Annotated in this window: 24 protein-coding genes and 2 pseudogenes; 13 read left to right on the plus strand and 13 right to left on the minus strand. The window is 71.1% G+C overall.

The genetic code is table 11. The features are described 5' to 3' along the window. Positions 1 to 83: 83 nt before the first annotated feature. Complete coding sequence (gene nagB / locus HED23_RS06030) at positions 84 to 869, minus strand: glucosamine-6-phosphate deaminase (protein ID WP_203182387.1); 786 nt, start codon at positions 867 to 869, stop codon at positions 84 to 86. A gap of 578 nt (positions 870 to 1,447) precedes the next feature. On the opposite strand from nagB, the gene HED23_RS06035 reads away from it, so the two are divergent. Continuing rightward, complete coding sequence (locus HED23_RS06035) at positions 1,448 to 2,914, plus strand: sensor histidine kinase (RefSeq protein WP_203182388.1); 1,467 nt, start codon at positions 1,448 to 1,450, stop codon at positions 2,912 to 2,914. Positions 2,915 to 3,104: 190 nt separating this feature from the next. On the opposite strand, the gene HED23_RS06040 is transcribed toward HED23_RS06035, so the two are convergent. Then, on the minus strand, positions 3,105 to 3,362 hold the full coding sequence (locus HED23_RS06040) for a WhiB family transcriptional regulator (protein ID WP_003953983.1): 258 nt from the start codon (positions 3,360 to 3,362) through the stop codon (positions 3,105 to 3,107). A 320-nt stretch (positions 3,363 to 3,682) separates the two neighbouring features. Continuing rightward, a complete protein-coding gene (locus HED23_RS06045; RefSeq protein WP_203182389.1) occupies positions 3,683 to 4,651 on the minus strand; it encodes a diacylglycerol/lipid kinase family protein in 969 nt (322 codons plus the stop codon). Positions 4,652 to 4,800: 149 nt separating this feature from the next. Between HED23_RS06045 and HED23_RS06050 the strand changes: the two genes are divergently transcribed. Then, complete coding sequence (locus HED23_RS06050) at positions 4,801 to 5,250, plus strand: hypothetical protein (protein WP_203182390.1); 450 nt, start codon at positions 4,801 to 4,803, stop codon at positions 5,248 to 5,250. Positions 5,251 to 5,278: 28 nt separating this feature from the next. On the opposite strand, the gene HED23_RS06055 is transcribed toward HED23_RS06050, so the two are convergent. From HED23_RS06055 to HED23_RS06065, 3 genes are all read right to left on the minus strand, one after another. Next, a complete protein-coding gene (locus HED23_RS06055; protein ID WP_386463511.1) occupies positions 5,279 to 6,256 on the minus strand; it encodes an RNA polymerase sigma factor SigF in 978 nt (325 codons plus the stop codon). Continuing rightward, positions 6,253 to 6,666 carry an anti-sigma regulatory factor gene (locus HED23_RS06060; protein ID WP_014154139.1) on the minus strand — a complete coding sequence of 138 codons (414 nt, stop codon included), beginning with the start codon at positions 6,664 to 6,666 and terminating at the stop codon, positions 6,253 to 6,255. The genes HED23_RS06055 and HED23_RS06060 overlap by 4 nt, the downstream gene beginning before the upstream one ends. Before the next feature lie 230 nt (positions 6,667 to 6,896). Then, complete coding sequence (locus tag HED23_RS06065) at positions 6,897 to 7,157, minus strand: UBP-type zinc finger domain-containing protein (protein WP_203182391.1); 261 nt, start codon at positions 7,155 to 7,157, stop codon at positions 6,897 to 6,899. Between the two features lie 35 nt (positions 7,158 to 7,192). On the opposite strand from HED23_RS06065, the gene HED23_RS06070 reads away from it, so the two are divergent. Then, positions 7,193 to 8,794, plus strand: a complete 1,602-nt coding sequence (locus tag HED23_RS06070; protein ID WP_203182392.1) for a Na+/H+ antiporter — start codon at positions 7,193 to 7,195, stop codon at positions 8,792 to 8,794. On the opposite strand, the gene HED23_RS06075 is transcribed toward HED23_RS06070, so the two are convergent. The 4 genes from HED23_RS06075 to HED23_RS06090 form a co-directional block, all read right to left on the minus strand. Next, entirely contained in the window at positions 8,770 to 9,705 is a 936-nt protein-coding gene (locus HED23_RS06075) for a 1-aminocyclopropane-1-carboxylate deaminase/D-cysteine desulfhydrase (protein WP_203182393.1), read from the minus strand. The two genes, HED23_RS06070 and HED23_RS06075, sit on opposite strands and share 25 nt — an antisense overlap. A gap of 29 nt (positions 9,706 to 9,734) precedes the next feature. Next, positions 9,735 to 10,325 carry an N-acetylmuramoyl-L-alanine amidase gene (locus tag HED23_RS06080; protein WP_203182394.1) on the minus strand — a complete coding sequence of 197 codons (591 nt, stop codon included), beginning with the start codon at positions 10,323 to 10,325 and terminating at the stop codon, positions 9,735 to 9,737. A 142-nt stretch (positions 10,326 to 10,467) separates the two neighbouring features. After that, the gene (locus HED23_RS06085; protein ID WP_203182395.1) at positions 10,468 to 11,664 is read right to left on the minus strand and encodes a globin domain-containing protein; all 1,197 of its coding nucleotides are present in this window, start codon (positions 11,662 to 11,664) and stop codon (positions 10,468 to 10,470) included. A 132-nt stretch (positions 11,665 to 11,796) separates the two neighbouring features. Beyond that, a complete protein-coding gene (locus HED23_RS06090) occupies positions 11,797 to 12,249 on the minus strand; it encodes an RrF2 family transcriptional regulator (protein ID WP_203182396.1) in 453 nt (150 codons plus the stop codon). A 98-nt stretch (positions 12,250 to 12,347) separates the two neighbouring features. Here HED23_RS06090 and HED23_RS06095 point away from each other — a divergent pair, with 98 nt between their 5' ends. Beyond that, positions 12,348 to 13,802: an FAD-linked oxidase C-terminal domain-containing protein gene (locus HED23_RS06095; protein ID WP_203182397.1), complete on the plus strand. Its 1,455-nt coding sequence runs from the start codon at positions 12,348 to 12,350 to the stop codon at positions 13,800 to 13,802. Here HED23_RS06095 and HED23_RS06100 read toward each other — a convergent pair. After that, the gene (locus HED23_RS06100; RefSeq protein ID WP_203182398.1) at positions 13,783 to 14,793 is read right to left on the minus strand and encodes a questin oxidase family protein; all 1,011 of its coding nucleotides are present in this window, start codon (positions 14,791 to 14,793) and stop codon (positions 13,783 to 13,785) included. The two genes, HED23_RS06095 and HED23_RS06100, sit on opposite strands and share 20 nt — an antisense overlap. 269 nt (positions 14,794 to 15,062) lie before the next feature. Between HED23_RS06100 and HED23_RS06105 the strand changes: the two genes are divergently transcribed. The 4 genes from HED23_RS06105 (at position 15,063) to HED23_RS06120 (ending at position 19,047) form a co-directional block, all read left to right on the plus strand. Then, a complete protein-coding gene (locus HED23_RS06105; RefSeq protein WP_203182399.1) occupies positions 15,063 to 16,469 on the plus strand; it encodes a family 2B encapsulin nanocompartment shell protein in 1,407 nt (468 codons plus the stop codon). Positions 16,470 to 16,567: 98 nt separating this feature from the next. Continuing rightward, complete coding sequence (locus HED23_RS06110) at positions 16,568 to 17,611, plus strand: family 2 encapsulin nanocompartment cargo protein polyprenyl transferase (RefSeq protein ID WP_203187379.1); 1,044 nt, start codon at positions 16,568 to 16,570, stop codon at positions 17,609 to 17,611. Between the two features lie 94 nt (positions 17,612 to 17,705). Further along, positions 17,706 to 18,299, plus strand: coding sequence for a GNAT family N-acetyltransferase (locus HED23_RS06115; protein WP_203182400.1), 594 nt, complete (start codon positions 17,706 to 17,708; stop codon positions 18,297 to 18,299). Between the two features lie 79 nt (positions 18,300 to 18,378). Further along, positions 18,379 to 19,047: a DUF6304 family protein gene (locus HED23_RS06120; RefSeq protein WP_203182401.1), complete on the plus strand. Its 669-nt coding sequence runs from the start codon at positions 18,379 to 18,381 to the stop codon at positions 19,045 to 19,047. A gap of 66 nt (positions 19,048 to 19,113) precedes the next feature. On the opposite strand, the gene snpA is transcribed toward HED23_RS06120, so the two are convergent. Beyond that, entirely contained in the window at positions 19,114 to 19,788 is a 675-nt protein-coding gene (gene snpA, locus HED23_RS06125) for a snapalysin (RefSeq protein WP_203182402.1), read from the minus strand. A gap of 255 nt (positions 19,789 to 20,043) precedes the next feature. Between snpA and HED23_RS06130 the strand changes: the two genes are divergently transcribed. The 4 genes from HED23_RS06130 (at position 20,044) to HED23_RS06145 (ending at position 23,316) form a co-directional block, all read left to right on the plus strand. Beyond that, complete coding sequence (locus tag HED23_RS06130; protein ID WP_203182403.1) at positions 20,044 to 20,997, plus strand: LysR family transcriptional regulator; 954 nt, start codon at positions 20,044 to 20,046, stop codon at positions 20,995 to 20,997. 85 nt (positions 20,998 to 21,082) lie between these two features. After that, the gene (locus HED23_RS06135) at positions 21,083 to 22,075 is read left to right on the plus strand and encodes an NAD-dependent epimerase/dehydratase family protein (protein ID WP_203187380.1); all 993 of its coding nucleotides are present in this window, start codon (positions 21,083 to 21,085) and stop codon (positions 22,073 to 22,075) included. 9 nt (positions 22,076 to 22,084) lie between these two features. Continuing rightward, positions 22,085 to 22,438, plus strand: coding sequence for a DUF952 domain-containing protein (locus HED23_RS06140; RefSeq protein WP_203182404.1), 354 nt, complete (start codon positions 22,085 to 22,087; stop codon positions 22,436 to 22,438). Further along, positions 22,435 to 23,316, plus strand: coding sequence for an SDR family oxidoreductase (locus HED23_RS06145; RefSeq protein WP_203182405.1), 882 nt, complete (start codon positions 22,435 to 22,437; stop codon positions 23,314 to 23,316). The genes HED23_RS06140 and HED23_RS06145 overlap by 4 nt, the downstream gene beginning before the upstream one ends. 398 nt (positions 23,317 to 23,714) lie before the next feature. On the opposite strand, the pseudogene HED23_RS34930 reads toward HED23_RS06145, so the two are convergent. After that, positions 23,715 to 24,484: pseudogene (locus HED23_RS34930) on the minus strand (IS5 family transposase). On the opposite strand from HED23_RS34930, the pseudogene HED23_RS06155 reads away from it, so the two are divergent. After that, positions 24,465 to 25,647: pseudogene (locus HED23_RS06155) on the plus strand (IS110 family transposase). The pseudogenes HED23_RS34930 and HED23_RS06155 overlap by 20 nt on opposite strands. The last annotated feature ends 13 nt before the right edge of the window (positions 25,648 to 25,660 follow it).

Below are 25,660 nucleotides of genomic sequence, written 5' to 3' on the forward strand. Positions count from 1 at the left end.
GGCACACGCCCTGGGCTCCGGACGGACCACGCACCAGGGCCGGGCCACCATGACGGTGGCCCGGCCCTGTTGCGTGCGGAGTCCTACAGGCCCTGCCACCGCGGCTTCGCCGCATAGGTGGCGCGGAAGTAGTCCGCCAGCTTCAGCTTCGATGCCGCCGCCTCGTCGACCACCACCGTGGCGTGACGGTGCAGCTGCAGCGCGGACGCCGGCACGACCGAGGCGACCGGGCCCTCGACGGTCCGGGCCACCGCGTCGGCCTTGCCCTCGCCGGTGGCCAGCAGGACCGGGTGGCGGGACTCCAGGATCGTGCCGATGCCCTGGGTGATGACGTGACGGGGTACCTGCTCGATGTCGTCGTCGAAGAAGCGCGCGTTGTCGATCCGCGTCTGCTCGGTCAGCGTCTTGATGCGGGTGCGGGAGGCGAGCGAGGAGCACGGCTCGTTGAAGCCGATGTGTCCGTCGGTCCCGATGCCGAGCAGCTGCAGGTCCACCCCGCCCGCCTCGGCGAGCGCCTTGTCGTACGCCTCGCAGGCCGCCTGGACGTCATCGGCGGCGCCGTCCGGGCCCATGAAGGACTTCTCGGACAGGCCGAGCGGCTCGATGACCTCGCGCAGCACGACCGAACGGTACGACTCGGGGTGGCCCGGGGGCAGCCCGACGTACTCGTCGAGCTGGCAGATGCGGGCGCGCGAGGCGTCCACGGCGCCGGAGCGGACCTTCTCCGTCAGCGCCTGGTAGACGGGCAGCGGGGTCGAGCCGGTGGCAACGCCGAGCAGGGCGTCGGGCTTGCGGCTCAGCAGGGCCGCGATGGCCTCCGCGATGAGCTCGCCGCCTGCCGTGGCGTCCGGGACGATGACAACTTCCACGCTGTGCCTGCCGATCTGGAGAGTGGCGTCATGTGGTATAGACCAATCTAGGAGCCAATCTAGCAGAACGACGCGGCCCGGAGGTGAACCGGACGCGTGTGTGTCATCGGTTGCCGCCCTGTCGGCGGACGGCCCTGTCCATGAGGGGATTTCCCTGTCCACGAGGCGAACGCCCCCGGAAAACACCCGCGGGCCGCGGCGCCGGGACGGGACCCTCGGCCCGTCCAGCACCGCAGCCCGGAGCTGCGGACCCGCCTTACGGAACAGGCCGGCCCTGCCTGGCCGGCGGTGTGCGGTGCCTCCGGCCACTGGAGGTACCGGCGCAGTCAGGGCAGAGAGCGCCGGTTACCTCGGTCCGCTCTCCTGTGCGGGGAGAGCGGAGGTCTGTCGTGCGAGGGGACTCGTCCTGCCTGTCGTACCCCTGCGTGGTGCATTGTGGACTAGACCAATAGGCCGTGTCCATCCATGGGCGAGGACATTCTCCCGTCCCGGCCCGTCCCTCACAGTGTCACGTATCCACGGGCCGATCGGTTCGGAACCTCTTCCTTTCCACGGGTACGCTCGCACATGTGCCCTCCATGAACGACCTTGTCCACCAGCACACAGCCCTGAGTGATACCGACCTCGAGTGGCTCCATCTGCTGGTCTCGGAGTGGCAGCTGCTCTCCGACCTGTCCTTCGCCGACCTCGTCCTGTGGGTGCCCACCCGCGACGGGACCCGCTATGTGTCCGTGGCGCAGATGCGGCCCAACACCGGCCCCACCTCCTACCAGGACGACATGGTCGGCCACCTCGTGCCGCGCGGCCGCAGGCCGCTGCTGGACGCCGCCCTCGACGAGGGGCGCATCGTGCGTGAGGGCGACCCCGAGTGGCGGGAGGAGGTGCCCGTCCGGGTCGAGTCGATCCCTGTGCGGCGCGAGGGCCGGATCCTCGGGGTCATCGCCCGTAACACCAACCTCCTCACCGTGCGCACACCCTCCAGGCTGGAGCTCACCTACCTCCAGTCCGCCTCCGACCTGGCGCAGATGATCGCCGCCGGGACCTTCCCGTTCCCCGGCCAGCAGGTCGACATGGACGCGTCGCCGCGCGTCGGCGACGGGCTGATCAGGCTGGACGCCGACGGTGTCGTGCAGTACGCCAGCCCCAACGGCCTCTCCGCGTACCACCGGCTCGGCCTCGCCTCGGACCTGGTCGGCCACAACCTCGGTGCCACGACGGCGGAACTCGCGCCGTCGCGCGGCCCGGTCGACGAGGCCCTGGTCAAGGTGGCGAGCGGGTACGCGCCCCGGGAGTTCGAGGTCGAGGGCGCCGGCGGGGTCATCCAGCTCCGTGCCATCCCGCTCAAGCCCAAGGGGGTGCGCATCGGTTCGCTGGTGCTGCTCCGTGACGTCACGGAACTCCGGCGGCGTGAGCGGGAATTGATCACGAAGGACGCCACCATCCGGGAGATCCACCACCGGGTGAAGAACAACCTCCAGACGGTGGCTGCCCTGTTGCGCCTCCAGGCCCGCCGGATGGACTCGGAGCGGGGCCGTGAGGCACTCAACGAGGCGGTGCGGCGCGTCGGTTCGATCGCGATCGTCCATGAGACGCTGTCCCAGAATCTGGACGAGCGGGTCCAGTTCGACGAGATCGCCGACAGGGTGATCGCGATGGTCGCCGAGATCTCCCCCGGGAAGGTGACCTGCCGCCGCACGGGGCGCTTCGGGATCCTCGATGCGGAAGTGGCCACTCCGCTCTCGATGGTGCTCACCGAGGTGCTGCAGAACGCGCTGGAGCACGCGTTCACCGTCGCCGAACACGGATCGGTGGAGGTGTCCGCGGTGCGCGGCGGCTCACCGGCCGACGGCCGGCTGCTGATCACCGTGACGGACGACGGGCGGGGGCTGCCCGAGGGGTTCGATCCCCAGCGGGCCGGCAATCTGGGCCTGCAGATCGTGCGAACCCTGGTGGAGGGCGAGCTGGGCGGCACGTTCGGCATGGTCCCGGCCCCGGTGCGCGGCACGCAGGTGGTACTCGACATCCCCGTACGGAGCGACAAGTAGCGATGGGCGCGGCGGTCGCCGCACCGCCTCGTCACACAGCAGTGGGCCCGGACCGTGGTGACGGTCCGGGCCCACTGCGTGGTGCTCACGGTGCGATGCGCTTCGGGGGTACTGCGCGCTGCGACTCGAAGGCGGGGCTGTGCGTACGCTCTGTACGCGCCGCCGGCTGAGGCTCTGTGGGGGGCGACGGTCAGGCGCTGGCGTTACGCGCCCGGTTGCGAGCGGCACGGCGCTTCATTGCGCGGCGCTCGTCCTCGCTGAGGCCACCCCAGACGCCGGAGTCCTGGCCGGACTCGAGCGCCCACTGCAGGCACTGCTCCATGACGGGGCAGCGACGGCAGACGGCCTTGGCTTCCTCGATCTGCAGCAGCGCAGGACCGGTGTTGCCGATGGGGAAGAACAGCTCGGGGTCTTCCTCACGACAAACGGCGTTGTGACGCCAGTCCATGGCTGCTACCTCTCCTTGGTATTACATGCTGGTGCTTGTGAATGTGAACGCTTTCACGAATCCCCCCGCAGACGAAGGTCCGACGCCCAGATGAGCTGGATGTGGTCCTGTTGTGGTGAGGAGGGGTTCTGGCTCTCAGTGGAGGCCGGTGTTGCGGGCCGTCCCGATCGCCATGTAGAGATTCGCAAACCTCGGCGGCGGATACAACCCCTTCTGGAAAGTTTTTTTTGATTCCTCGGTGTCGACTAGGTCACAGCCGTACTTCTAAGGGGTGGGGGCCAGCCCAAACGTTCGAGTTAAAGGACTTTCGCCCCTTCCACTCACACAATCACACGCAGTGCACGGCGTACGCCTGTGAACGTCACGCTGGTACGCAGTCCCAGGTGGTCGCCGTCCATCTGGAAGGGCAGTGGCGCCTTTGAATGCAAGGTGAAGTCCGTGAGGTCGTGCAGGGACACGGCGTGCTTGCCGTGCGGGCCTCTCTCGGGGCTCGATGTGAGCAGCTGAGTGGCGTAGCGGGTCACGGCGGGGGTGGAGAGGCGCTTGACCCCGAGGATGTCCAGGGCGGTGTCGAAGCTCGCCTTCGGGGAGGCGTATATCGGGCGATTCCCCAGGTAGGTCCATGGTGCGGTGTTGCAGATTATCGACAGCGCGAGTTCGGTGACCGGGTCCTGGCCCGGTACCTCCAGGGTGATCAGGCCGTTGCGCCGGTGCGGGTCGTCCATGAACTGCCGGAGCACCTGGCGCACGTACAGGGCGTGGGTCGACCGCTTGCCCCGCTCGCGTCTCTGTTCGACCCGGCCGATGACACCGGCGTCGAAACCGAGCCCCGCGCAGAAGGTGAACCAGCGCCCGGGTACGGCCTCGTCCGCGGTGCCGGGGGTACCGGCTGCCAGCCCGAGGCCCACCGTGCGTTCGCTGCGGTCCGCGAGGGCGTCCAGGATGGCGCCCGTCGCCTCCACGGCGTCGTTGGGAATGCCGAGGGCACGGGCGAAGACGTTGGTGGAACCACCGGGGACGACGGCGAGACTCGGCAGGCCCTCGGGGTCAGGACCCCTGTGCAGCAGCCCGTTGACCACCTCGTTGACCGTGCCGTCACCCCCGAGGGCGACCACCAGGTCGATGTCGTCGGAGTCGGCGGCCCGCCGCCCCAGGTCCCGCGCGTGACCGCGGTACTCCGTGGTCACGGCCTCGATCTTCATCTCGCTCGCGAGGGCGTGGATCAGCACGTCACGCGTCCGCGCACTGGTAGTGGTGGCAGCTGGGTTGACCACGAGAAGTGCGCGCATGCCCGCCAGGGTACCTACCGCGCGGTACCGCCCTGAAGTCGTGATCCACCGGGTTCACGCGTGATCACGCAGAGTGACCGGGGGTCGCGGGTGGGTGCGCCGCGCCCCCGGCTTCGCTTCCGGCGGGCCGGGATGCGAATCTGAAAGGCGTGAGCACTCAGCAGAACACGCCGTCTCCGTCGCCCTCGGCCGGCCCGGAGAAGCCGGGCCGAATCGCCGCCCTGGCCGCACTCAACGCGCTCGAAGGCGCGGCGCTCGCCATCGGCGGGATCTACATGCTGGCCGTGGGCCTGTTCGGCCGGCCCGACAGCATCCAGCAGGCCGAGATGGGCGGGCTCACGCTGGTGGCGCTCGGCCTCATCCCCCTGTTCGCCGCCCGCGGGCTGCTGCGGCGGCGAAGCTGGAGCCGGGGCCCCGCGCTCATCACCCAGCTCATGGCGCTGCCGGTGGCCTGGACGCTGCTGAGGGCCCAGGGCGCACTGATCCCCGCGGGCATCGTGCTCGCCGCTGTGGCCGTGACGGCGCTCGTGCTGCTGCTCAATCCCGCGACCACGCAGGCGCTGGGCATCCGGGGGCCGCGGACGACCCCGGACGCCTGACCTGCCGCAGCGCGACGCTCCCGTCCGGCTACTCCTCGACCAGCAGCCGCTCGCGCAGCTGGGCCAGCGTGCGGGCCAGGAGGCGGGAGACGTGCATCTGGGAGATGCCGACCTCCTGCGCGATCTGCGACTGGGTCATGTTGCCGAAGAAGCGCAGCAGAAGAATCCGCTTCTCCCGCGGCGGGAGGTCCTCCAGCAGCGGCTTGAGCGACTCGCGGTACTCGACGCCCTCCAGGGCCTCGTCCTCGGATCCGAGGGTGTCCGCGACTGCCGGCGACTCGTCGTCGGTGTCCGGGACGTCCAGCGAGAGCGTGCTGTAGGCATTGGCCGATTCCAGCCCCTCCAGGACCTCCTCCTCGGAGATGCCCAGGCGCTCCGCCAGCTCGTGCACGGTGGGGGAGCGGCCGTGCTGCTGGGAGAGCTCGGCGGTTGCCGTGGTCAGCGACAGCCGCAGCTCCTGGAGGCGCCGCGGAACCCGCACCGCCCAGCCCTTGTCCCGGAAGTGCCGCTTGATCTCCCCGACGACCGTGGGGGTCGCGTACGTCGAGAACTCGACGCCGCGGTCCGGGTCGAACCGGTCCACCGACTTGATCAGGCCGATCGTGGCGACCTGCGTCAGGTCGTCCAGCGGCTCGCCCCGATTGCGGAACCTGCGGGCCAGGTGCTCCACGAGCGGCAGATGCATCCGCACCAGCCGGTTGCGCAGCTCGGCCTTCTCCGCCGAGCCGTCGGGAAGCTCCCGGAGCTCGATGAAGAGCGCCCGCGCTCCGCTGCGGTCGTGTGGATCGTGGTGACCGTGCTCGCTCATCTGGCCCGCCCGCTCCGCCTGCGCCTGCTCCGCCGGGGCCGGACGGTCCCGCGCGTCGTCCGCGCCGCCGTCCCCGCCGCCGTCCGTCCCGCCGTCCGGATGCGGCCGGGCCTGCTGCTCCGGGAGGGCCGCTGGGCGCACCGCCCCGGACCGGATCGTCTCGTCCCGCACAGGACCGTCCCCGTTCCCGTCGCTCACGCCGGCCCGGGTCCCGCGCCGCGCTGTTTGTAGAGGCTGATGCTGACCGTACGGTCGTCGGCGACCGTGGAGTCGACCTTGCCGGCCAGCGCGGAGAGCACCGTCCAGGCGAAGGTGTCGCGCTCGGGGGCGCGACCGTCCGTCGTGGGTGCCGAGACGGTCACCTCGAGGGAATCGCCGACGAGTCGGAAGACGCAGCTGAGGACGGAGCCCGGCACGGCCTGCTGGAGCAGGATCGCGCAGGCCTCGTCGACCGCGATGCGAAGATCCTCGATCTCGTCGAGAGTGAAGTCCAAGCGCGCTGCGAGGCCGGCCGTGGCCGTACGCAGCACCGACAGGTAGGCACCCGCAGCGGGCAGCCGGACCTCTACGAAGTCCTGGTTCCCGGGCTCGCCTGCGATCTGGGACACCCTCACCTCCAAGGTGGCACAAACTCGTTCGAGGCTCCGGGGCGAATGCCCGGGGCCGTGCGGTCCGTCGTCGGTTCTGTGGTTCGGCGACGCTGTCGCGACCCATGATGCCGTGTCGCCGGGACCACAACCCCGTGATTACTCATGGTAAGCATATGAGCACACACAGTGGCTAGAGGTCTGCGGCAGTCAATTGCGAAGAACCGGCGCCGGTTTGACGTACCCAGGCGTCAGACGATCGAACCGTCCACGAAGCACCAGCTCCAGCTCTCCGTGCACTCGAAGCTGCGCATCACCGGGTGCCCGGTCGCCTCGAAGTGCGCCGTGGCGTGCTTCAGGGGCGAGGAATCACAGCACCCGACGTGCCCGCAGACCAGGCAGAGCCGCAGCTGCACGGGATGCGTACCGGCCGCAAGACATTCCGGACAGGTGTCGCTGAGCGGGGCGGGCTCGGGGCGCGGCAGTTCGGATACGTGGGGGCACTCACTCATGATGGCCACGTTACGTCGGATGCGAGGACTGTGAGATGGACGCACTGCCGCTGGTGGCACTTGTCGCGGCGAGCACGGCGGTCGCGGGGGCCGCCCGCCGCACACCGGTGCCCGCGCCGCTGCTGCTGGTCGCGGCCGGACTGCTGGCCTCCTACCTGCCGGGAGTGCCGAGCTACACGCTGGACGCGCACATCGTGCTGCCCCTGCTGCTGCCGCCGTTGCTGTACACGGCTGCTGTCGACAGCTCGTACCTCGACCTGCGGGCGAACCTGCGGCCGGTCGCCCTGCTCTCCGTGGGGTACGTGCTCTTCGCGACGGTCGCCGTGGGGTGGCTGGCCTACCTCCTCGTGCCGGACCTGCCCCTGGCCGCCGCGCTGGTGCTCGGCGCGGTGGTCGCCCCGCCGGACGCCGTCACGGCCGCGGCGATCGCCCGCAGGGTGGGCCTGCCCGCGAGGGTCACCACGATCCTTCAGGGTGAGTCCCTGGTGAACGACGCCACCGCGATCACCGCCTTCAAGGTGGCCCTCGCCGCGGCCGTAGGCGCGGGCATGAGCTGGGGCGAGGGGGCCACCGAATTCGCCCTGGCGTCCGTCGGCGGCATCGGCGTAGGCCTGTTGCTGATGGTGCCGCTGCACTGGCTGCGCACGCACCTCAAGGAGGCGTTGCTCCAGAACACCCTGTCGCTGCTGATCCCCTTCGTCGCCTACGCGGCGGCGGAGCGGGTGCACGCCTCCGGCGTGCTCGCCGTGGTCGTCGTCGCGCTCTACCTGGGACACCGCTCCTGGCAGGTCGACTTCGCGACTCGGCTCCAGGAGGCGGCCGTCTGGAAGATGGTCGCGTTCGTCCTGGAGTCCGCGGTCTTCGCGCTCATCGGGCTGCAGCTGCCCTTCGTGCTCCGGGGCCTGGGCGCGTACGGAGTGGCGGAGGCATTCGGCTACGCGGCCCTCGTGTTCGTGGCCGTGGTCGTGGTGCGCTTCGTCTGGGTGTACCCGGCGAGCTACCTGCCGGCCCTGCTCTCCAGGCGCATCAAGGAGCGTGAGGGGGCGCCGCCCTGGACCTCGCCCCTGATCATCGGCTGGGCCGGGATGCGGGGCGTCGTCTCGCTCGCCATCGCGTTCTCCATCCCCATGGTCACGCACGACGGGTCGGATTTCCCCGCACGCAACCTGGTGCTGTTCCTGACCTTCACCACCGTCATCGGGACCCTGGTCGTCCAAGGGCTCAGCCTGCCCCTCCTGGTGCGCGTCCTGAAGCTTCCCGGGCGCAGCGAGCGCGCCGAGACGCTGGCCGAGGCCCAGGCGCAGAACGAGGCGTCCACGGCCGCGGACGCGCGCCTGGACGCGTTGACGGCCGATCCCCGCAACGCGCTGCCCGACCCCCTCACCCAGCGTCTGCGCGCGGTCATGGAGCGGCGGCGCAACGCCGTGTGGGAGCGGCTCGGAGCGGCCAACCCGGTCACCGGCGAGTCGGCGGACGACACCTACCGGCGGCTGGCGAGGGAGATGATCGCTGCCGAGCGCGAGGTCTTCGTACGCCTACGGGACGAGCGGCGGATCGACGACGAGATGCTGCGGGCCCTGCTGCGGCGGCTGGACCTGGAGGAGGCCGCCGCCTACCGCGAGTCGGACGGCGCGTGACCGGGGCCCCCGCCGTCCCACGGCCGGCCGGTGACGACCGCGGTGACCGTGGTGCCCCGGGCGAACGCGCCCTCCCCGGCCAGCACGGTCAGCCCGTACAGGAGTTTGGCCACATAGAGCCGCTCGACGGGCAGGCCGTGCCGGTCCTCGAAGTCGTCGGCGAAGGCGTGCAGCTCCGGAGTGGTCCGCGCGTATCCGCCGAAGTGGAAGCGTTCGTCCAGTGACCACTGCCCGGCGGGGGCGCCGAACGCCTCTCGCTGCAGACCGCGCACCGCCTCCCCCAGGAAGCCGCCCCGGAGGACGGGGACGCCCAGGGCACGCTGCCCGGGGCCGAGCCCGGCGGCGAGCCCGGCCAGGGTGCCGCCGGTGCCGCAGGCGACCGCCACGGTGCCGGTCGGGCCGCGCAGTTCGTGGCCGAGCTCTGTGCAGCCCTGCGCGGCGAGCGCGTTGCTGCCGCCTTCCGGGATGACCACGCAGTCCCCGAAGAGGCTCAGCAGGCCTTCCAGGACCCGGGGAGCGGCCTTCTCGCGGTAGGTCGCGCGGTCCATGAAGTGCAGACGCATGCCGTCGGCGGCGCAGCGGGCGAGGGAGGGGTTCAGCGCCCGGTGGGCCAGCTCGTCGCCCCGTACGACGCCGACGGTGGGGAAGCCCAGCAGGCGTCCCGCGGCAGCCGTGGCGCGGAGGTGGTTCGAGTAGGCGCCGCCGAAGGTCAGTACGGTGCGGCCGGCCGTGGCCCGGAGGTTGGGGGAGAGTTTGCGCCACTTGTTGCCCGGCAGGTCCGGGTGGATCAGGTCGTCGCGTTTGAGCAGCAGCGTCACGCCGTGCCGCGCGAAGCGATCGTCCTCGGCCGGCTGCAGGGGTGAGGGGAGCACCGGCTGCAGCCGGGAGAGGTCGAGTGCTTCGGAGTCCATGCCTTCATTGTGTGCCGCCCCGCGCCGGCCTACTTCAGCCGGTCGTGGATGCGGTTGCGCATACCCGTCATCGAGAAGCCGCGCGGGTCGACCTTCCCAGGCTGCCACTCCCGGTGTGCGACGACCGAGGGGGCGTCCCAGCCGTGGAAGCGGCAGACCGCCGCGGCGGCCCTCTCGACGGCCTCCAGCTGGACGGCGGGCCAGGGGTCCTTCCCGTCGCCGAGGTTCTCGCACTCGAAGCCGTAGAAGTGACGGTTCCCGTCGGTGTTGGACTCGTTGTCCGACGGCAGGCGTTTCTCGGCGACGACGGCGCGCAGTACGTCGTCGTCGCCGAGGCCGGCGTGGTTGGCGCGGCCGTAGCCGACCAGATGGACCCTGCCGTCCTTGGTGATCACGCCGTGGCAGAGCGGGCCGGGCAGCCCCGGGTGTCCGTCGCGGCAGATCTCCACGGTCCGGGCGGCGCCCTCCGTGACGGTGTGGTGGAGCATCACGCCGTGCACCGGCCCCCATGGGCCCTTGTGGTTGCGGTTGTGCGTACGCCAGTCGCCGACCTGGACGACGGTGAGCCCCTCGCCCTTGAGGGCCTTGAGGAAGTTGCTGGCGGACATCGGTGAGGACATGGCCGACTCCTTTGCTCGCGGGGAGCGCGGTCCCCGTACAGCGCTTCTACCGGAACGCAAGGCTCCGGCAAACCTGTTCGAGCGTCGACAGCCCTGTTTGCGAATCGATCCGGACAGTCCGCGAACGCCCGGGGACGGCCGCTCAGTCCTGGGCGAGCCACAGGTCGGGGCCGAACACCTCGTAGTGGATGTCGGCCGCCGCGACCCCCTTCCGCAGGAGCTGCGAGCGGACGGCGCGCATGAAGGGCAGCGGGCCGCAGAGGTAGGCGTGGGTGCCCGGGGCGATCGGCAGGCCGCTGAGGTCGACGGTGCCGGTGCGCTCGGCCGGGTGGCCGGGCTCCGGGTCCTCGTACCAGAAGTGGGCGGCGGCGGCGGGGAGCCCGCCGGTGAGCGCCGCGTGATCCGCGCGCAGCGCGTGGTCGGCGGGCGAGCGGTCGCCGTGCACCACGGTGACGGGCGAGCGGTGCCCCTCCTGCGCGAGGTGTTCCAGCATCGAGAGGATCGGGGTGCAGCCGATGCCGGCGGAGGCGAGGAGCAGCGGGGCGTCGGAGCCGTCGAGCACCAGATCGCCGTACGGCGCGGAGACGCGCAGCCGGTCACCCGCGTGCAGCCGGGCGTGCAGGTGCGCGGAGACCTCGCCCTCGGGGCCGCTCCCGCCCCGCACCCGCTTCACCGAGAAGGTGCGCAGGGCCGAGCCGGGTGCCCCGGTGAGGCTGTACTGGCGTATCTGTCGTGCGCCGTCGGGGAGTTCCACCTGGACGGAGACGTACTGGCCCGGCCGGAAGCCGGGGGCGGGTGCGCCGTCCGAGGGGGCGATCCCGAAGGTGGCCACGTCAGGGGTGTCCTCGACGCGGGAGGAGACCGTCCATTCGCGCCACACGTCGCCCGCGGTCACGCCCTGCTGTGCGTAGAGCCGTTCCTCGATGGCTGTCAGGGCGTTGGCCATCAGCCAGTAGACCTCGTCCCAGGCGGCGGCGACCTCGGGGGTGACCGCGTCTCCGAGGACCTCGGCGATCGCGTCGAAGAGGTGGGTGTGCACGATCTCGTACTGCGGAGCGGTGATGCCCAGTGAGGCGTGCTTGTTGGCGATGCGGCCCAGCATCACGTCGGGCCGGGTGTCGGGGTGTTCCACGAGCTGTGTGGCGAAGGCGGCGATGGATCCGGCGAGCGCCTGACGCTGTGTGCCGGAGGCCTGGTTGCCCCGGTTGAACAGGTCCTTCAGCAGCTCCGGGTGGGCGTCGAACAGCTTCCGGTAGAAGAGGTCCGCGATGTCCCCGATAGCTGCCCCAACGGCGGGGAGTGTGGCTCGGACGGTGGCGGTCGACGTCTCGGAGAGCATCGGTTGACTCCTCGGGTGCGATGGCGGGCCGCCGAGGCGGCCCACAGTTAATTGGTATATGAGATGCGTATTTTTGGGCGGCATGACCTGCACCGCGCGCGGCGGAGCGCCTGCGGAGCAGGGTGGTGCGGATCAGCCGGGGGCCGGGCGGCCCCGGCTGATGCCCAGCAGCAGCGGGCCGGTGGGGGAGGCGGTCAGATCGCTCACCGTGAGCGGGTCGAGCGAGGCGTAGAAGGCCTCTTCGGCCTGGCGCAGCGCGGAGCGGAGGCGGCATGCGGAGCGCAGGGGGCAGGGGGTGCCGCCTTCGCATTCGACCACCTCGCCCGGCCCTTCCAGCTGCCTGACCAGTGTCCCGACGGAGGCGGACCATCCGGTGGTGGTGAGGGAGAGGCCCCCTCCCCGGCCGCGCCGTGCGTCCACCAGTCCGAGGTGCTGGAGGCGGGCGACGACCTTCGCGGCGTGGGTGTAGGGCACCTGCATGGTGGCCGCCACCTCGCGGGTGGTCGGTGGGTCCTCGTCCTTCGCCGTGACGGTCAGGCGCATCAGCACCCGGAGCGCCACATCGGTGAATCGCGTCAGCCGCATGGCGGCAGCGTATGTAAGTTGCATTTCATATGCAAGTTAGGGCGCCCGCCCTCCACGCGAGGGGCCGCGTCATCATGATGGGTGCGGCTCCGTGACGGATGCGGGGCGCGCGTCTGCAGGAGAGGTGGTCAGCGGCCGTGCCGAAGCCGAACGCAGCCGACGGGATTCCCGCGAGCAAGGTCATCACCGACCCGGACAGCCTGGGCCGTTACGCGCACGACGAGGCGGAGTGGGCCCCGGCAGGGCTGCCCCTCGCCGTCGTACGCCCACAGGACACCGACGAGGTGCGGGCCGTCGTCGCGTACTGCGTCGAACACCGGATCCCGGTGGTGCCCCGCGGTGCCGGTACGGGGCTGTCGGGCGGCGCCAACGCGGTGGACGGGGCTGTGGTCCTCTCCTTCGAGGACATGAACCGGATCCTCCGTATCGACCCGGTGGAGCGCCTCGCCGTCGTCCAGCCGGGAGTCGTCAACGACGACCTGCGCGCCGCGTGCGCCGAACAGGGCCTCTGGTACCCGCCGGACCCCGCGAGCTCACCCTGGTCGACCATCGGCGGCAACACGGCCACCAACGCGGGGGGCATGTGCTGCGTCAAATACGGGGTGACCCGCGACTACGTACTCGGGCTCGAGGCGGTCAACGGTCTCGGCGAGGTCGTGCGGGTCGGCCGGCAGACCGCCAAGGGGGTGGCCGGGTACGACCTGTGCGGTCTGCTGGTCGGCTCCGAGGGCACTCTCGGCGTGATCACCGAGATCACCGTGAAGCTCCGTGGGGCCCGCCCCGCGGAGCGCACGGTGGCGGGCTTCTTCGACTCCGTCGTGGCGGCCGGGGACGCGGTGAGCCGGGTGACGGCGGCGGGCATCGTGCCCTCGGCGCTCGAACTCCTCGACCGGCACTGCCTGAAGGCCGTCGACGAGTGGAAGAACATGGGCCTGTCCGCGGACGCGGACGCGATCCTGCTCGGCCGCGTGGACACCCCGGGAGCCGCGGGGGACGCCGAGGCCGAAGCGGTGCGGGCCTGCTTCGCGGAGGCCGGCGCGGCCTGGGCGGAGGTCTCCACCGACCAGGCGGAGGCGGACGCCCTGTTCCAGGCCCGCAGGCTCGCCTATCCGGCGCTGGAGCGGCTGGGGCCGGTGCTCACCGAGGACGTGGTCGTGCCACGGTCCCGGGTGCCGCAGATGCTGGCGCGCATCGAGGAGATCGCCGGCGAACACGACGTCCTCATCGCCAACATCGCCCACGCGGGCGACGGCAACCTCCATCCCCTGATCATCACGGAACCCGGTGACGACGCGGCCAGGGCCCGCGCCCAGCTCGCCTTCGAGGACATCCTCGACGCGGCGATCTCCTTCGGCGGCACGGTCACCGGTGAACACGGCGTGGGCCTGCTGAAGATGGGCGGCATGGACCGCGAGGTGGGCCCCGTCAACCTCGCCATGCAGCGAGCGGTCAAGGCCGCCCTGGATCCGCACGGCATCCTCAACCCGGGCAAGGTCGTCGTATCAGGGGCGCCGCTGACGCCCCGACGGCCGTCTACCGCAGTGGTTCGCTGAGCTGGACGGCTCGCAGAGCCGCCGCGAGCGCGCGCTCGTCGCCGACGTCCAGGGCGGTGTCCGTCAGCTTGATGACGTGTTCGTCACCGTGCGCCAGGGCCTGTTCCAGGACCTCTTCGGGCGTGACCGGGCCCGGCGGGACGTAGGCCACGGGGGCGTCAGGGGCGTACATGGCGGTCACCGCGGCGGAGGCCGTCCAGGCGGCCTGGAGGCTGGGCGCCCACAGGGCTTGCGGCAGCGCGGGGAGGACCCTCAGGACCGCGTTCGGGGCCGTGGCCGTGTGGACCAGCATGGTGGCGTCGCCGTGGCCGTGGGTGGCGTACCGGTGGGTTGCCGCCCGGACCAGTTCGGTGAGCCTGTGGTGCGCATCGGCCGGGTCCGTGACCGCGGCCGCCCACACCGGGAGGCGTCCGACGCGGGCCAGCCGGTCGGGGAAGCCTCCTCGCCGGTCCGCCAGGGGCGGCACCGCGTCGAGGGCCGCCGCGGCGCTGTCGGCACCGGTCACCGGGGTGAGGCCCGTGACGGGGCGGTGGCGGGCGGCCCAGTAGCCGAGTCCGTGGGCGAGTTCGGTCAGACGGGGCCCGGTGCCCTCGCCCGCCAGGAGCGTTCGCACGGCGTGCCCCACGCGGATCACCGGATGCGTCGACCCGCCGTACATCCCGGGCAGCAGCCGGGGCCACCACAGGGCGAGCACGTCGCGCCAGGGGCGCTCGGCGAGCTCCCGCCCGAAGTAGCCGATCCAGTCCGCGGCGCGGCGCGGGTCCCCCAGGGCGGAAGCCCAGTCGGCGTCCGTGACCGGCGCGACGCCGGCCGGGAATTCCTCGAGTCTGGACGAGTACAGGTCGAGCCAGCGGTGCACCGCTGCCGCCTGACCGTTGGCGGCCAGGGCCTCGACGGCCATCGGCGCGTGATTGGTGAGCCTGCCGAACCGCTCGGGGCCTGAGACGTGCAGCCGCTGGAGCGCCTCGTCGAGGGTGCCTGTCGTATCCATGGCAAGAACGCTAGGCGTCGGTCCAGGACGCCGTAACGGGCGGAAGTCGCAGCGGCGAGCGGGCCCGAGTCCTAGGTCCTGCGGACCGGTTCGCACCCTCCTGCACCGGTCGTCCCGGCGTCTCCCTGACCGGAGTCCGGGAGCCCGCGTGCGGGCAACGTGCCCCGACCTGGGCCCGATTAGTCACACTCTTTTGTGTAATAGCGCATCGCGTCCTCCGGCTGCAAGTCTGCTTCTCGCAGGTCAGCTCATGATCGAGAGGATGTCGGATGTCCGTTGGTGAAGAGGTTCGCGACACGCAGCCGCCGCAGCAGCAGAGTCTCGGCACAGCGGCTGCGCGGAACCTCGCGACGACCACCAAGTCCGCCCCGCAGATGCAGGAGATCAGCTCGCGGTGGCTGCTGCGGATGCTGCCGTGGGTGCAGGTGCAGGGCGGCACGTACAGGGTGAACCGCCGGCTGAGTCATTCGGTCGGGGACGGCAGGGTGACGTTCGTGCAGACGGGCGACCGGGTGGCGGTCATCCCCGCGGAGCTCGGCGAGCTTCCCGCCCTGCGCGATTTCGGTGACGAGGAGGTGCTGGCCGAGCTGGCGCGCAGGTGCGAGCAGCGCGAAGTCGCGGCCGGTGAGGTGCTGGCCACGTCGGGCGAGGCGGCTGACCGGGTCCACCTGCTGGCGCACGGCAAGATCGAGAAGATCGGGACCGGGCCGTACGGCGACGAGACCGTGCTCGGAGTGCTCGCCGACGGCGCCTACTTCGGCGACCACGTCCTGGTCGACGGTGACGCGACCTGGGAGTACACGGCCCGCGCGGTGACCGCATGCACCCTGCTGACCCTGCGCCGGTCGGACGTACTCAACCTCGCGGCCCGCGCGGACCCGCTCCGGGACCATCTCGCCCGGCTGCTCGCCATCCCCCACCAGCGGACCAACCGCTACGGGGAGGCGGAGATCGACCTGTCGGCCGGGCATGTGGGGGAGAGCGTCCTCCCGCACACCTTCGTCGACTACGAGTCGGCACCCCGGGAGTACGAGCTGAGCGTCGCCCAGACCGTGCTGAAGGTCCACAGCAGGGTGGCCGACCTCTACAACCAGCCGATGAACCAGACCGAGCAGCAGTTGCGGCTCACGGTCGAGGCGCTGCGGGAGCGCCAGGAGCACGAGCTCGTCAACAACCGGGAGTTCGGCCTGCTCAACAACTGCGACTACGGGCAGCGGCTCCAGCCCCACGACGGGGTGCCGGGCCCCGACGACATGGACGAACTCCTGTCGCGGCGGCGCGGATCGAAGCTTTTCCTCGCCCATCCGCGGGCCATCGCGGCATTCGGCCGGGAGTGCAACAAGCGCGGCCTGGCGCCGGAGAGCGTCGAGGTCGGGGGGCACCACGTGCCCGCATGGCGGGGGGTGCCGATCTTCCCCTGCAACAAGATCCCGGTCACCGACGCCCGCACCACCTCGATCATCTGCATGAGGACCGGTGAGGCGGATCAGGGGGTCATCGGGCTCCAGCAGAGCGGCATCCCGGACGAGATCGAGCCGAGCCTCTCGGTGCGTTTCATGGGCATCGACGAGCAGGCGATCATCTCGTACCTCGTCACGGCGTACTACTCCGCCGCCGTGCTGGTGCCCGACGCCCTCGGCGTCCTGGAGAACGTCGAGGTGAGCCGCTGGCGGTGACGCTCCTGCCGGGCCCGGGCGGGCGACCGCCCGGGCCCGGCAGCCGAAGCCACGACCTCAGGTGCCCCGTGGCGCCCGGGAAGGAGTGAACCATGACCATGACCAGTCCGGATGCCGCCATGGAGGGGCACAGAGCCGCCGCGCTCCTGGAGGACACCCGCAACGCCGTCCACCCGCACCTTCGAGCAGCCGTCGAAACGCTGCCCGGGGCGATACGCCGCGTCGCCATGTACCACTTCGGCTGGCAGAACGCCGACGGGTCACCCGCGTCCGGGCAGGAGGGCAAGGCCATCAGGCCGGCGCTCGTCCTGGCCGCCGCCCGTGCGACGGGAGGGGACACGGAGACGGCGATGCGGGCAGCCGTGGCCGTCGAGCTCGCGCACAACTTCACCCTCCTGCACGACGACATCATCGACGAGGACACCACCCGTCGGCACAGGCCCACCGCCTGGGCGGTGTTCGGTGTGCCGGACGCCGTCATCACGGGCGACGCCATGCTCGCCCTCGCCGTGCGGCTGCTGGCGGACGATCCGCACCCGGCGTCCGCACCGGCCGTGGTGCGGCTCTCCACCTGCATCATCGAGCTCTGCGCGGGACAGCAGGCGGACTGCGCCCTGGAGGAGCGCGGCCCCGAGGACGTGACGCTCGACGAGTGCCTGGCCATGGCCATGGCCAAGACCGGTGCCCTCCTCGGCTGCGCATGCGCCCTTGGCGCGCTCTACGCCGGAGCGGACGAGCGGGCTGTCCGCGCCATGGACGGCTTCGGCCGGGAAGCCGGCCTGGCCTTCCAGCTCATCGACGACCTGATCGGTATCTGGGGGGACACGGCCCGCACGGGCAAACCTGTCGGCGCGGACCTGACCGCCCACAAGAAGTCCCTGCCGGTGGTGGCGGCACTCACCTCGGACACCCCGGCCGCCGCCGAACTCGCCGAGCTCTACCGTGGCGTCATGAACACACCGGGGGAGGTGAGGAGTGCTGCCGACGCCGTGGACCGGGCCGGCGGCCGCGACTGGGCACAGGTCACCGCGGCGGACCGGATGGCCCGGGCCGTCCACCACCTCTCCCGTGCGGTCCCCGCGCCGGCCGGTTCCGGAGACCTGCTGGCCCTGGCCGAATTCGTCACCCGCAGGACCAGCTGAGCCGGGCCGCCCGTGACCGTCGAAGACCTCCAACTCTAGGATTCCCCGGGTCGGTCGGGATCACCACGGCGGGATGAAGGGGGCGGGGCCGGTCATGGGCGTACGCGTACGGCAGGCGGACCAGCGGGACAGGGATCAGGTCGTACGGATCCTGGACGAGGCGTTCCACGACGACCCGGTGAGCAGCTGGGTCTTTCCGGACGAGGAGCACCGGCGCGCGGTGCACGGGAAGTTCCTCGGTGTCTTCGCCGACATCACGCTGGAAGGGGGCCGGATCGACCTGCTGGAGGACGGCACGGCGACCGCTCTCTGGCTCTCCGTGCCGGCGGGCGTGCCGGAGGAGGACGACACCCCCGCGCTCATGAGGGAGACCGCGGATCCCGGCAACGAACGGGCCGAGCTGGTGGGGAGGCTGACCGGCGCCGTCCATCCCCACGACCGTGCGCACGAGTACCTCCTGATGATCGGCGTCTCTCCGGAGCGCCAGGGAGAGGGCATCGGCGAGGCGCTGATGAGGGGCGTCCTGGAGCGATGTGACCGGGAGGGGACCCCCGCCTATCTGGAGGCCAGCAGCGCGCGCAGCCGCAGTCTCTACGAGCGCCTCGGCTTCACCTTCACGGGGCGGACCGTCGACCTCCCTCACGGCCCTTCGATGTGGCCCATGTGGCGTGAGCCGCAGGCAGGATGAGTGCCGCACGACCGGCCGTGTACCGGAAGGGGAGGGTGCCAGGGGGTGGGGCCAGGGGCACGGGCTACAGTCCCTGCTCATGACAGATGAGTCGTGGGCAGGCTGGTACCGGGACCGTCATGGCTCCGAGGCCGTCATTCTCACCACGGACGGACAGCAGCTCCGTATCCGCATCCGGGGCACGGACTTCGAGGGCGAGAGCTTCGACGGCCTGGGCCCCGTGACGGGTGCCCCGGCCCCGGAGGGGCTGTTCGACCTGGTGGACGGGGTGCTCGACGACTGCGTCCTGGAGTGGGACCTCCCGCTGCCGGTCCTGGTGTCGGGGTCCGTCCGCCAGGCCACGCTCAGCTGCCTGCTGTCCCTGCGCAGGGCGGATCCTGATCTGTATCTCGCACTCCATCTGGACGGGGCGGTGTACGAGTCGAACCGCGCCGAGGCCGACTTCGCCGCCGCGCTGGCGACGGTCCAGCGGATCCTGCCGCCCGACATACATCTGCAGACGTGCATAGCCTGCGCCTTCTCCGACTACTTCCCGGCCCCGGTCCGCGGTCTGTCCGGCGGGCTCGCGTGCTTCCGCGGCGCGAAGGACGCCTACCGTGACGCGGCGGGCGGGGACGACGTGGCAGGGCTCTGGGACCGGCGCACCGGCTTCGTCCAGGAGATATGGAGCTGCCGGGAGTTCGAGCCGCGCCCGGCACACGGTGCCGGTACGGGGCACCGGGGAGCCTTCCCCCTCGAACTGGCCTGACCGGCACCGCGCCCGTGGGCCGCTCCGCCGCTGCGGAACGGCCCCGTGCGGGGTACCGCCGTGCTGTCAGGGCGTGGCGCGGGCCAGGGCGGCCACGAGCCCGTTCTGCCACAGGCTGTTCACCCGAGAGCGCTCGGCCGAGTCCGGGTAGGCGTTCGTGCAGGACGTACCGGGGCCGCCACCCGACATGAGTTCGCTGCACGGCCCGGTGTAGTGGTCCGGCAGCCCCAGCACGTGCCCGGTCTCGTGCGCGGTGACCCGGGTGGAGTCGTACTGCTGGTTCTGGGCGTAGTCCAGGAAGATGTAGCCGCTGCCGTGCCCGTCCGTACTGGCGTAGGAGCCCCGGGAGTCGTTGCCCTCGCGGTAGTCGAAGTCCGGGTTCGAGCCCTCCTGCAGCTTGACGTTGGCTACCGAGCTGTTCCAGATGCTGGTGCTGCTGGCTATCTGGCTGCGGAAACTGGGCGCGCCTGAGGTGCTGTAGACCACGGTCACCGCCGCGGCACCAGGGTTCGCTGCACGCTTCTCGGCGACCGACTCCATGACGGCGTCGAAGAAGGCCCTGTTCGCTGCGGCGTTCTCGCTGGAACCCGCGTACGCCGCGTAACCGGCCTGCGCCGTGACCACGGTGCCCGTGGGCGCGGGGGAGGAGGCGGCGACCGCTGGGGCGGTGCCCGACGCGGCGACGAGGCCGAGTCCGAGACCGGCCACGGCCGACATCAAGGCTGTCCTGGGGTGCTTCATGGGGGGTGTCTCCTGCCTGTCCGACGAACCCCGTCCGGAGGCCGGACGGGGAACGGGTGGGGGGTACGGCAAGAGTGTCGGGGCAGCCGGGCCGCGGCGGATGATGTCAACCGGCGATAGCGCCGCCCTATCGCCCGGACGGGAACCACACAGAATCAGCACGTGCCGGTCGCCCCGACACCCCCCGGATCGGCCCGGTTAGAGGGGGTTGGGGCGTCTGGTGCTCGATGTGCGAACAGTCATACCCTCGCCGTCATGGAGCTCGAGGTGAGACACCTCAAGGCGCTCTGCGCCATCGCCGACACGGGCAGCCTGCACCAGGCGGCACGGCGGCTGGGCGTCAGCCAGCCCTCCCTGACCACCCAGCTCCAGCGGATCGAGAAGAGCATGGGCGCGGAGCTGTTCCGCCGCGGGAGGACGGGCTGCCGGCCGACCCTCCTGGGGCGGGCCGTCCTCAGCCGCGCCCGTCCTCTGGTGGACGGCATGTCGGCACTGGTCGGTGCCGCGATGGCGGAGGCCGAGGCGGCCCGGGCCGGCGGGCCCCGTCTGCGGATCGGATCCACCGCGAGCAGGGTCATCGGCGGCTGGCTCCGCGGACTGCGGGTGAGGCTGCCCGGCACCGACATCTCGCTCCGGGTGGACGTATCCGCGCGGGCGCTGCTGCGGGCGGTGGCGGCCGGACGGCTCGACGTCGCCTTCGTGCACGAGGTCGAGGGCTGCCCGCTCGCAGTTCCGGAGGGACTGGTCCAGCGCGTACTCCTGGAGCGTGAGCCGCAGTTCATCTCCCTGGCCCGGGACCATCCTGCGGCCGGGCGGCCGGTGGTCGACCTCGACGACCTGGCGGACGACCGGTGGATGGTCGACCCCTCGGTGGACGGTGAATGGGACGGGGTGCGCAGGGTCCTCGGCGCCGCGGGCCTTGATCCGCCCGTACTGCACGGCGACTACCTCACGGCGGCGTCCCTCGTGGTCCTCGGCGAAGCGGTCGCCCCCTGCCAGCCGACCTCCGGCCCGCGCGAGGACATGGCGATCCGCCCCCTGCGCGGCGACCCGCTGGCGGTGCGGCTGCTGCTGGTCTCGCGGCCGGGCGCGGACATGGACGCCGTCTACGAGGAACTTGAAGCGGCGTACCGCGACGCGGCACGACGGGCCGAGGAGTACCACCGATGGCTGCTGCGCCACCGCAGTCCCCTCGCGCACACGCCCTGAACCGGGGAGTTCCCCGTTCTGCCGAGAGCGAGGTCCCGTTACCGGCACCCGCTCCGAGGGGCACGCTCACCACATGAAGCTCCTGATGCTGGGCGGCACTGAATTCGTGGGACGCGCGGTCACCCATGCCGCGCTCGGCCGTGGTTGGGAGGTGACCGTCTTCCACCGCGGCCGGCACGCGCCACCGGCCGGGGTCCGGACGCTGACCGGCGACCGGTCGACGGGCGAGGAGGGCCTCGCGGCGCTGGCCGACGGCACCTGGGACCTGGTCGTCGACACCTGGAGCGGCGCCCCCTCGGCCGTCAGGGACGCCGCCCGGCTGCTGTCGGGCAGGGCCGGGCACTTCAGCTACGTCTCCAGCAGATCCGTGTACGCCTACCCCACCCCGGCAGGGCTGCCGGAGGACGGCCCGCTGGTGGAAGGGGCCTCTCCCGACGCCGGTGACGACGTCCCGTACGCCCAGGCAAAGCGCGGCGGGGAGCTCGCGGCGCTCGAAGCCTTCGGCGACCGGGCGCTGCTGGCCAGGGCCGGACTGATCCTCGGGCCCGGGGAGAACATCGGCCGTCTGCCGTGGTGGCTCGGCCGGACGGCGAGGGGTGGGCCGGTCGTCGCGCCCGGGCCGCCGGATGCCGGACTCCAGTACATCGACGCCCGGGACCTCGCGGACTGGCTCCTGGACGCCGCGGTGAACGGCCTGTCAGGGGCGTACAACACCGTGAGCCGCCCAGGACACGCCACCATGGGCGAACTGCTGGACGCCTGTGTCCGGGTCACCGGCTCCCGCGCCCGACTGCGCTGGACCGACCCGGAGGTGCTTCTCGCGGCGGGCGTCGAGCCGTGGACGGACCTCCCGGTCTGGCTGCCGGCCGGAGAGCTCTACGACACCCTGCACCAGGGCGATGTCGCAAAGGCTCACGCGGCCGGGCTGCGCTGCAGACCCGTCGGTGAGACCGTCGCCGACACATGGGCCTGGCTGCGCGGGCGGGGAGGCACAGCCCCGCAGCGGCCGGACCGGCCGGCACCCGGGCTCGACGCGCGGACCGAGGCGAAGCTCCTCGCTGCGCCCGGCAGCCCTTAGCGTGGCCCGATGACCGAACAACTGCTGCACCTCACGGAAGAGCCCCTGTGGGAGGCCGCCCGCAGAGCGGGGACGTACGAGATGTCCACCCGGGGCCGCACCCTGCGGGAAGAGGGTTTCATCCACTGCTCGCTGCCCCATCAGCTCCCGGCTGTGGCACGGGCGTTGTACGGGGAGGACGGCGAGGACCTGGTGGTCCTGGTCATCGACACCGGCTGGCTCGCGGCGCCCGTCCGGTACGAGGCCATGGAGCCCGGTGGCGAGGAGTTCCCGCACATCTACGGACCGCTGCCCGCGAGCGCGGTGGTGGAAGTACGCCCCTGGGCCGGGCACATGGCGCCGGAGGAGGGTGAGAAGGGATGATCAGCGCTCTCGTCGCGGTGACCGGCGCGAGCGGGGCGGTCGGCGGCCGGGTCGCCGCGCGGCTGGCCAGGACCGGCGTCCCCGTGCGTCTCCTGGGCCGGGACCCCTCCCGGCTGCCCCGGTTGCCCGGGACGGTCGCCGCGCCTCCCGCGGCGTACGGCGACGGCGAGGCCATGCGCCGTGCTCTCGACGGCGCGCACACCCTGTTCCTCGTCTCGGCGCACGAGAGTCCGGACCGGGTGCGGGAGCACACCACGGCGGTGGACGCGGCCCTCGCCGCAGGCGTCGATCGCGTCGTGTACGTGTCGTTCCTCGGGGCGGCGCCGGATGCGACGTTCACGTTCGCGCGTGACCACTGGCACACCGAGGCGCACATCCGGATGACCGGGGTGCGTCACACCTTCCTCCGGGACAGCTGGTACCTCGCGGCGATCCCCGCGATGACGGGAGCCGACGGCATCCTGCGCGGTCCCGGTGGTGAGGGGCGGGTCTCGGCCGTCTCCCACGAGGACATCGCGGACTCGGCGTCAGCCGTGCTGCTGGACGAGGGAACCGGCCACGACGGCGTGACGTACGACCTCACGGGCCCGGAGGCGTTCACCCTCGCCGAGGCGGCGGAAGAGCTGAGCCTGCACACCGGCCGCGCCATCAGGTACGTATCCGAGACCAGCGAGGAGGCCTACGCCTCCCGCGCCCACTACGGCGCCGAGGACTGGGAAGTGGCCGGCTGGGTCACCTCGTACGAGGCGATCGCGGCAGGTGAGCTGGAGACCGTCTCGGACGCCGTCCCCACACTCACGGGGAGGCCGGCCCGGGGTCTGTCCGCCTATCTCCGGGAGAACCCGAAGAGCTACCGCCATCTCCTGCCGGAATCCTGACCCCGGCGGGCGTGGGACGCGTGCAGGGAGACGCGTGCAGGGAAAAGAGACCGCACCCGGTCCGTGAGGTCCGCCCTGAACGGCGGCCGACGGGCCGGGTGCGGACAGGTGGCCGACACGACCGGCGAAATCACAGGTCGGACGGCCCTGGCCCTGGATCAGGCCTTCTTGGTCTCCTAGTAATAGGCCGGGTCGGTGAGCTGCGGGGATCTTCCCTGTGGCGCGCTGACCTGGCCTTTTGCTGATCGCTGGCGATGGGGCACGACGGTCGTGATCGGGTGTCCTGCGGACTGTATGCGGACTGTGGACCTTGTACCGCTGCAGCAGATGCAGCTACTCAGACGGATGGCAGCCCTGCCGTGCCACCGTAGGCGTCGACCCCTCGGGCCCCCGACTGTTCAAAGTGCTGGGCGGGACGACTCGGATTGCGTACTGCCCGACGGGACGCTCGCTGACAACGGAGAACACAATGAGTTGATCTGTCGGCGGGTGATCAGGCAGCAGGCCAGCTTGAGGAAGGCTTCGTGGATGTCGGCTCGGCGTTCCCAGCGGATGCGGAGTTGTTTGAAGCCGTGGAGCCAGGCGAAGGTGCGTTCCACGACCCAGCGGTAGGTGCCCAGTCCTGTGCCGTGGAGGGTGCCACGGCGGGTGATGGCCGGCACGATCCGACGTTGTCGGACCTGGTCGCGGTAGATGTCGTGGCGTACCCGCGGTCGGCGAAGAGGGGGTCGGGCTTGTGTCGCGGGTGACCGACCCTGCCTCTGACCGGCGGGATGGCGTCGATCAGAAGCAGCAACTGGGTGACGTTGCGGTTGCCGCCGGTGAGGATCACGGCGAGCGGAGTGCCGTGGCCATCCGTGATCAGGTGGTGTTTCGATCCGGATCGGGCACGGTCGACCGGACTCGGTCCCGTGTGGTCCCCGTTACCGTCTTCGTGGCCCTGAAACAGGGCTCCCGGCCTCCGGCCCCGGTATGACTCGGTCCCCCAGTCGATGATGATCGAAAAGGTGGTGTCGCCGGTGCCGGAGGCATTGGCAGACCGCTGATTAGAGGCACGAGCGCCCTTGGGCAGTCTCTTCGTAACGTGGATGCCGGCACGCTGATGCCGCAGGTGAGGCCGGGAAGAGTGCGAGCGCGGGAGCGAAGGCATGTCGGATGAGCCGGGCATAGACGTCTATCTTGGCCTGGACGTTGGCAAGGGCGATCATCATGCTGCCGCTGTGAATCAGGCGGGGAAGAAGGTCTTCGACGAGCCGCTGCCCAATAGCGAACCAAGGCTGTGGGAGCTATTCGACAAGCTCCAGGCCAAGCACGGAACGGTGCTGGTGGTCGTTGACCAGCCGGCTGGCGGTCGCCCGGGACGCGGGCTGCCAGGTCGCCTACCTGCCCGGACTCACGATGCGGCGGATCGCTGACCTTTACCCTGGCGAGGCGAAAACGGACGCCCGCGACGCGTTCATCATCGCGGACGCCGCCAGAGCGATGCCCCACACTCTGAGGACCATCGATCTCGCGGACGAGACCGTTGCCGAACTCGCGATGATCGTCGGATTCGACGACGATCTCGCAGGCGAGTCCACACGGATCGCCAACCGGCTTCGTGGCCTTCTCACCCAGGTCCACCCGTCCCTGGAACGAGTCTTGGGACCGCGGATCCAGCACCCGGCCGTGCTCAAACTGCTAGACCAGTTCGGCTCCCCGGCCCAGATCCGCAAAGCCGGACGTCGTCGCCTCGTGACCCTGATACGTCCCAGGGCACCACGAATGGCCGAGCGACTGATCGAGGACATTTTCACCGCACTCGACGAACAGACCGTCGTGGTTCCCGGAACCGATGCTGCCGCGCTGATCGTCCCCAGCCTCGCCAGTTCACTCCAGTCCGTGCTTGACCAGCGCAAACTCCTCGCGGCACGGATCGAGGAACTGCTGGACGCCCACCCTCTTTCCCAGGTCCTGATCTCAATGCCCGGCATCGGGATCAGGACCGCGGCCCGCATCCTCATCGACGTCGGTGACGGCAGCGGCTTCGCCACCGCCGGCCACCTCGCCGCCTACGCCGGCCTCGCGCCGGTAACCCGGAACTCCGGCTCCTCCATCCGCGGCGAACATCCCTCCCGGCGAGGCAACAAACAACTCAAGAGGGCCTTCTACCTGGCCGCGTTCGCCTCGCTTTCCCAGCCCGAGTCACGCGCCTACTACGACCGCAAACGACGCGAGGGGAAACACCACGTCGCCGCCCTCATCGCGCTCGCCCGACGCCGCATCGACGTCCTCTTCGCCATGCTCCGAGACGGAACCTTCTACCAACCACCCACACCAGCAACGGCTTGACGAAAACCATAGA

The sequence above is a fragment of the Streptomyces pratensis genome (assembly GCF_016804005.1).
GTDB classification, from domain to species: Bacteria; Actinomycetota; Actinomycetes; order Streptomycetales; family Streptomycetaceae; genus Streptomyces; species Streptomyces pratensis_A.

Excerpts from the sequence above, each read along its gene's own strand:
- HED23_RS06035 (WP_203182388.1), top strand. The coding sequence starts at position 1,448 with ATGAACGACCTTGTCCACCAGCACACAGCCCTGAGTGATACCGACCTC.
- HED23_RS06040 (WP_003953983.1), bottom strand. The coding sequence starts at position 3,362 with ATGGACTGGCGTCACAACGCCGTTTGTCGTGAGGAAGACCCCGAGCTG.
- HED23_RS06045 (WP_203182389.1), bottom strand. The coding sequence starts at position 4,651 with ATGCGCGCACTTCTCGTGGTCAACCCAGCTGCCACCACTACCAGTGCG.
- HED23_RS06065 (WP_203182391.1), bottom strand. The coding sequence starts at position 7,157 with ATGAGTGAGTGCCCCCACGTATCCGAACTGCCGCGCCCCGAGCCCGCC.
- HED23_RS06070 (WP_203182392.1), top strand. The coding sequence starts at position 7,193 with ATGGACGCACTGCCGCTGGTGGCACTTGTCGCGGCGAGCACGGCGGTC.
- HED23_RS06075 (WP_203182393.1), bottom strand. The coding sequence starts at position 9,705 with ATGGACTCCGAAGCACTCGACCTCTCCCGGCTGCAGCCGGTGCTCCCC.
- HED23_RS06080 (WP_203182394.1), bottom strand. The coding sequence starts at position 10,325 with ATGTCCTCACCGATGTCCGCCAGCAACTTCCTCAAGGCCCTCAAGGGC.
- HED23_RS06085 (WP_203182395.1), bottom strand. The coding sequence starts at position 11,664 with ATGCTCTCCGAGACGTCGACCGCCACCGTCCGAGCCACACTCCCCGCC.
- HED23_RS06090 (WP_203182396.1), bottom strand. The coding sequence starts at position 12,249 with ATGCGGCTGACGCGATTCACCGATGTGGCGCTCCGGGTGCTGATGCGC.
- HED23_RS06095 (WP_203182397.1), top strand. The coding sequence starts at position 12,348 with ATGCGGGGCGCGCGTCTGCAGGAGAGGTGGTCAGCGGCCGTGCCGAAG.
- HED23_RS06100 (WP_203182398.1), bottom strand. The coding sequence starts at position 14,793 with ATGGATACGACAGGCACCCTCGACGAGGCGCTCCAGCGGCTGCACGTC.
- HED23_RS06105 (WP_203182399.1), top strand. The coding sequence starts at position 15,063 with ATGTCCGTTGGTGAAGAGGTTCGCGACACGCAGCCGCCGCAGCAGCAG.
- HED23_RS06110 (WP_203187379.1), top strand. The coding sequence starts at position 16,568 with ATGACCAGTCCGGATGCCGCCATGGAGGGGCACAGAGCCGCCGCGCTC.
- HED23_RS06115 (WP_203182400.1), top strand. The coding sequence starts at position 17,706 with ATGGGCGTACGCGTACGGCAGGCGGACCAGCGGGACAGGGATCAGGTC.
- HED23_RS06120 (WP_203182401.1), top strand. The coding sequence starts at position 18,379 with ATGACAGATGAGTCGTGGGCAGGCTGGTACCGGGACCGTCATGGCTCC.
- snpA (WP_203182402.1), bottom strand. The coding sequence starts at position 19,788 with ATGAAGCACCCCAGGACAGCCTTGATGTCGGCCGTGGCCGGTCTCGGA.
- HED23_RS06130 (WP_203182403.1), top strand. The coding sequence starts at position 20,044 with ATGGAGCTCGAGGTGAGACACCTCAAGGCGCTCTGCGCCATCGCCGAC.
- HED23_RS06135 (WP_203187380.1), top strand. The coding sequence starts at position 21,083 with ATGCTGGGCGGCACTGAATTCGTGGGACGCGCGGTCACCCATGCCGCG.
- HED23_RS06140 (WP_203182404.1), top strand. The coding sequence starts at position 22,085 with ATGACCGAACAACTGCTGCACCTCACGGAAGAGCCCCTGTGGGAGGCC.
- HED23_RS06145 (WP_203182405.1), top strand. The coding sequence starts at position 22,435 with ATGATCAGCGCTCTCGTCGCGGTGACCGGCGCGAGCGGGGCGGTCGGC.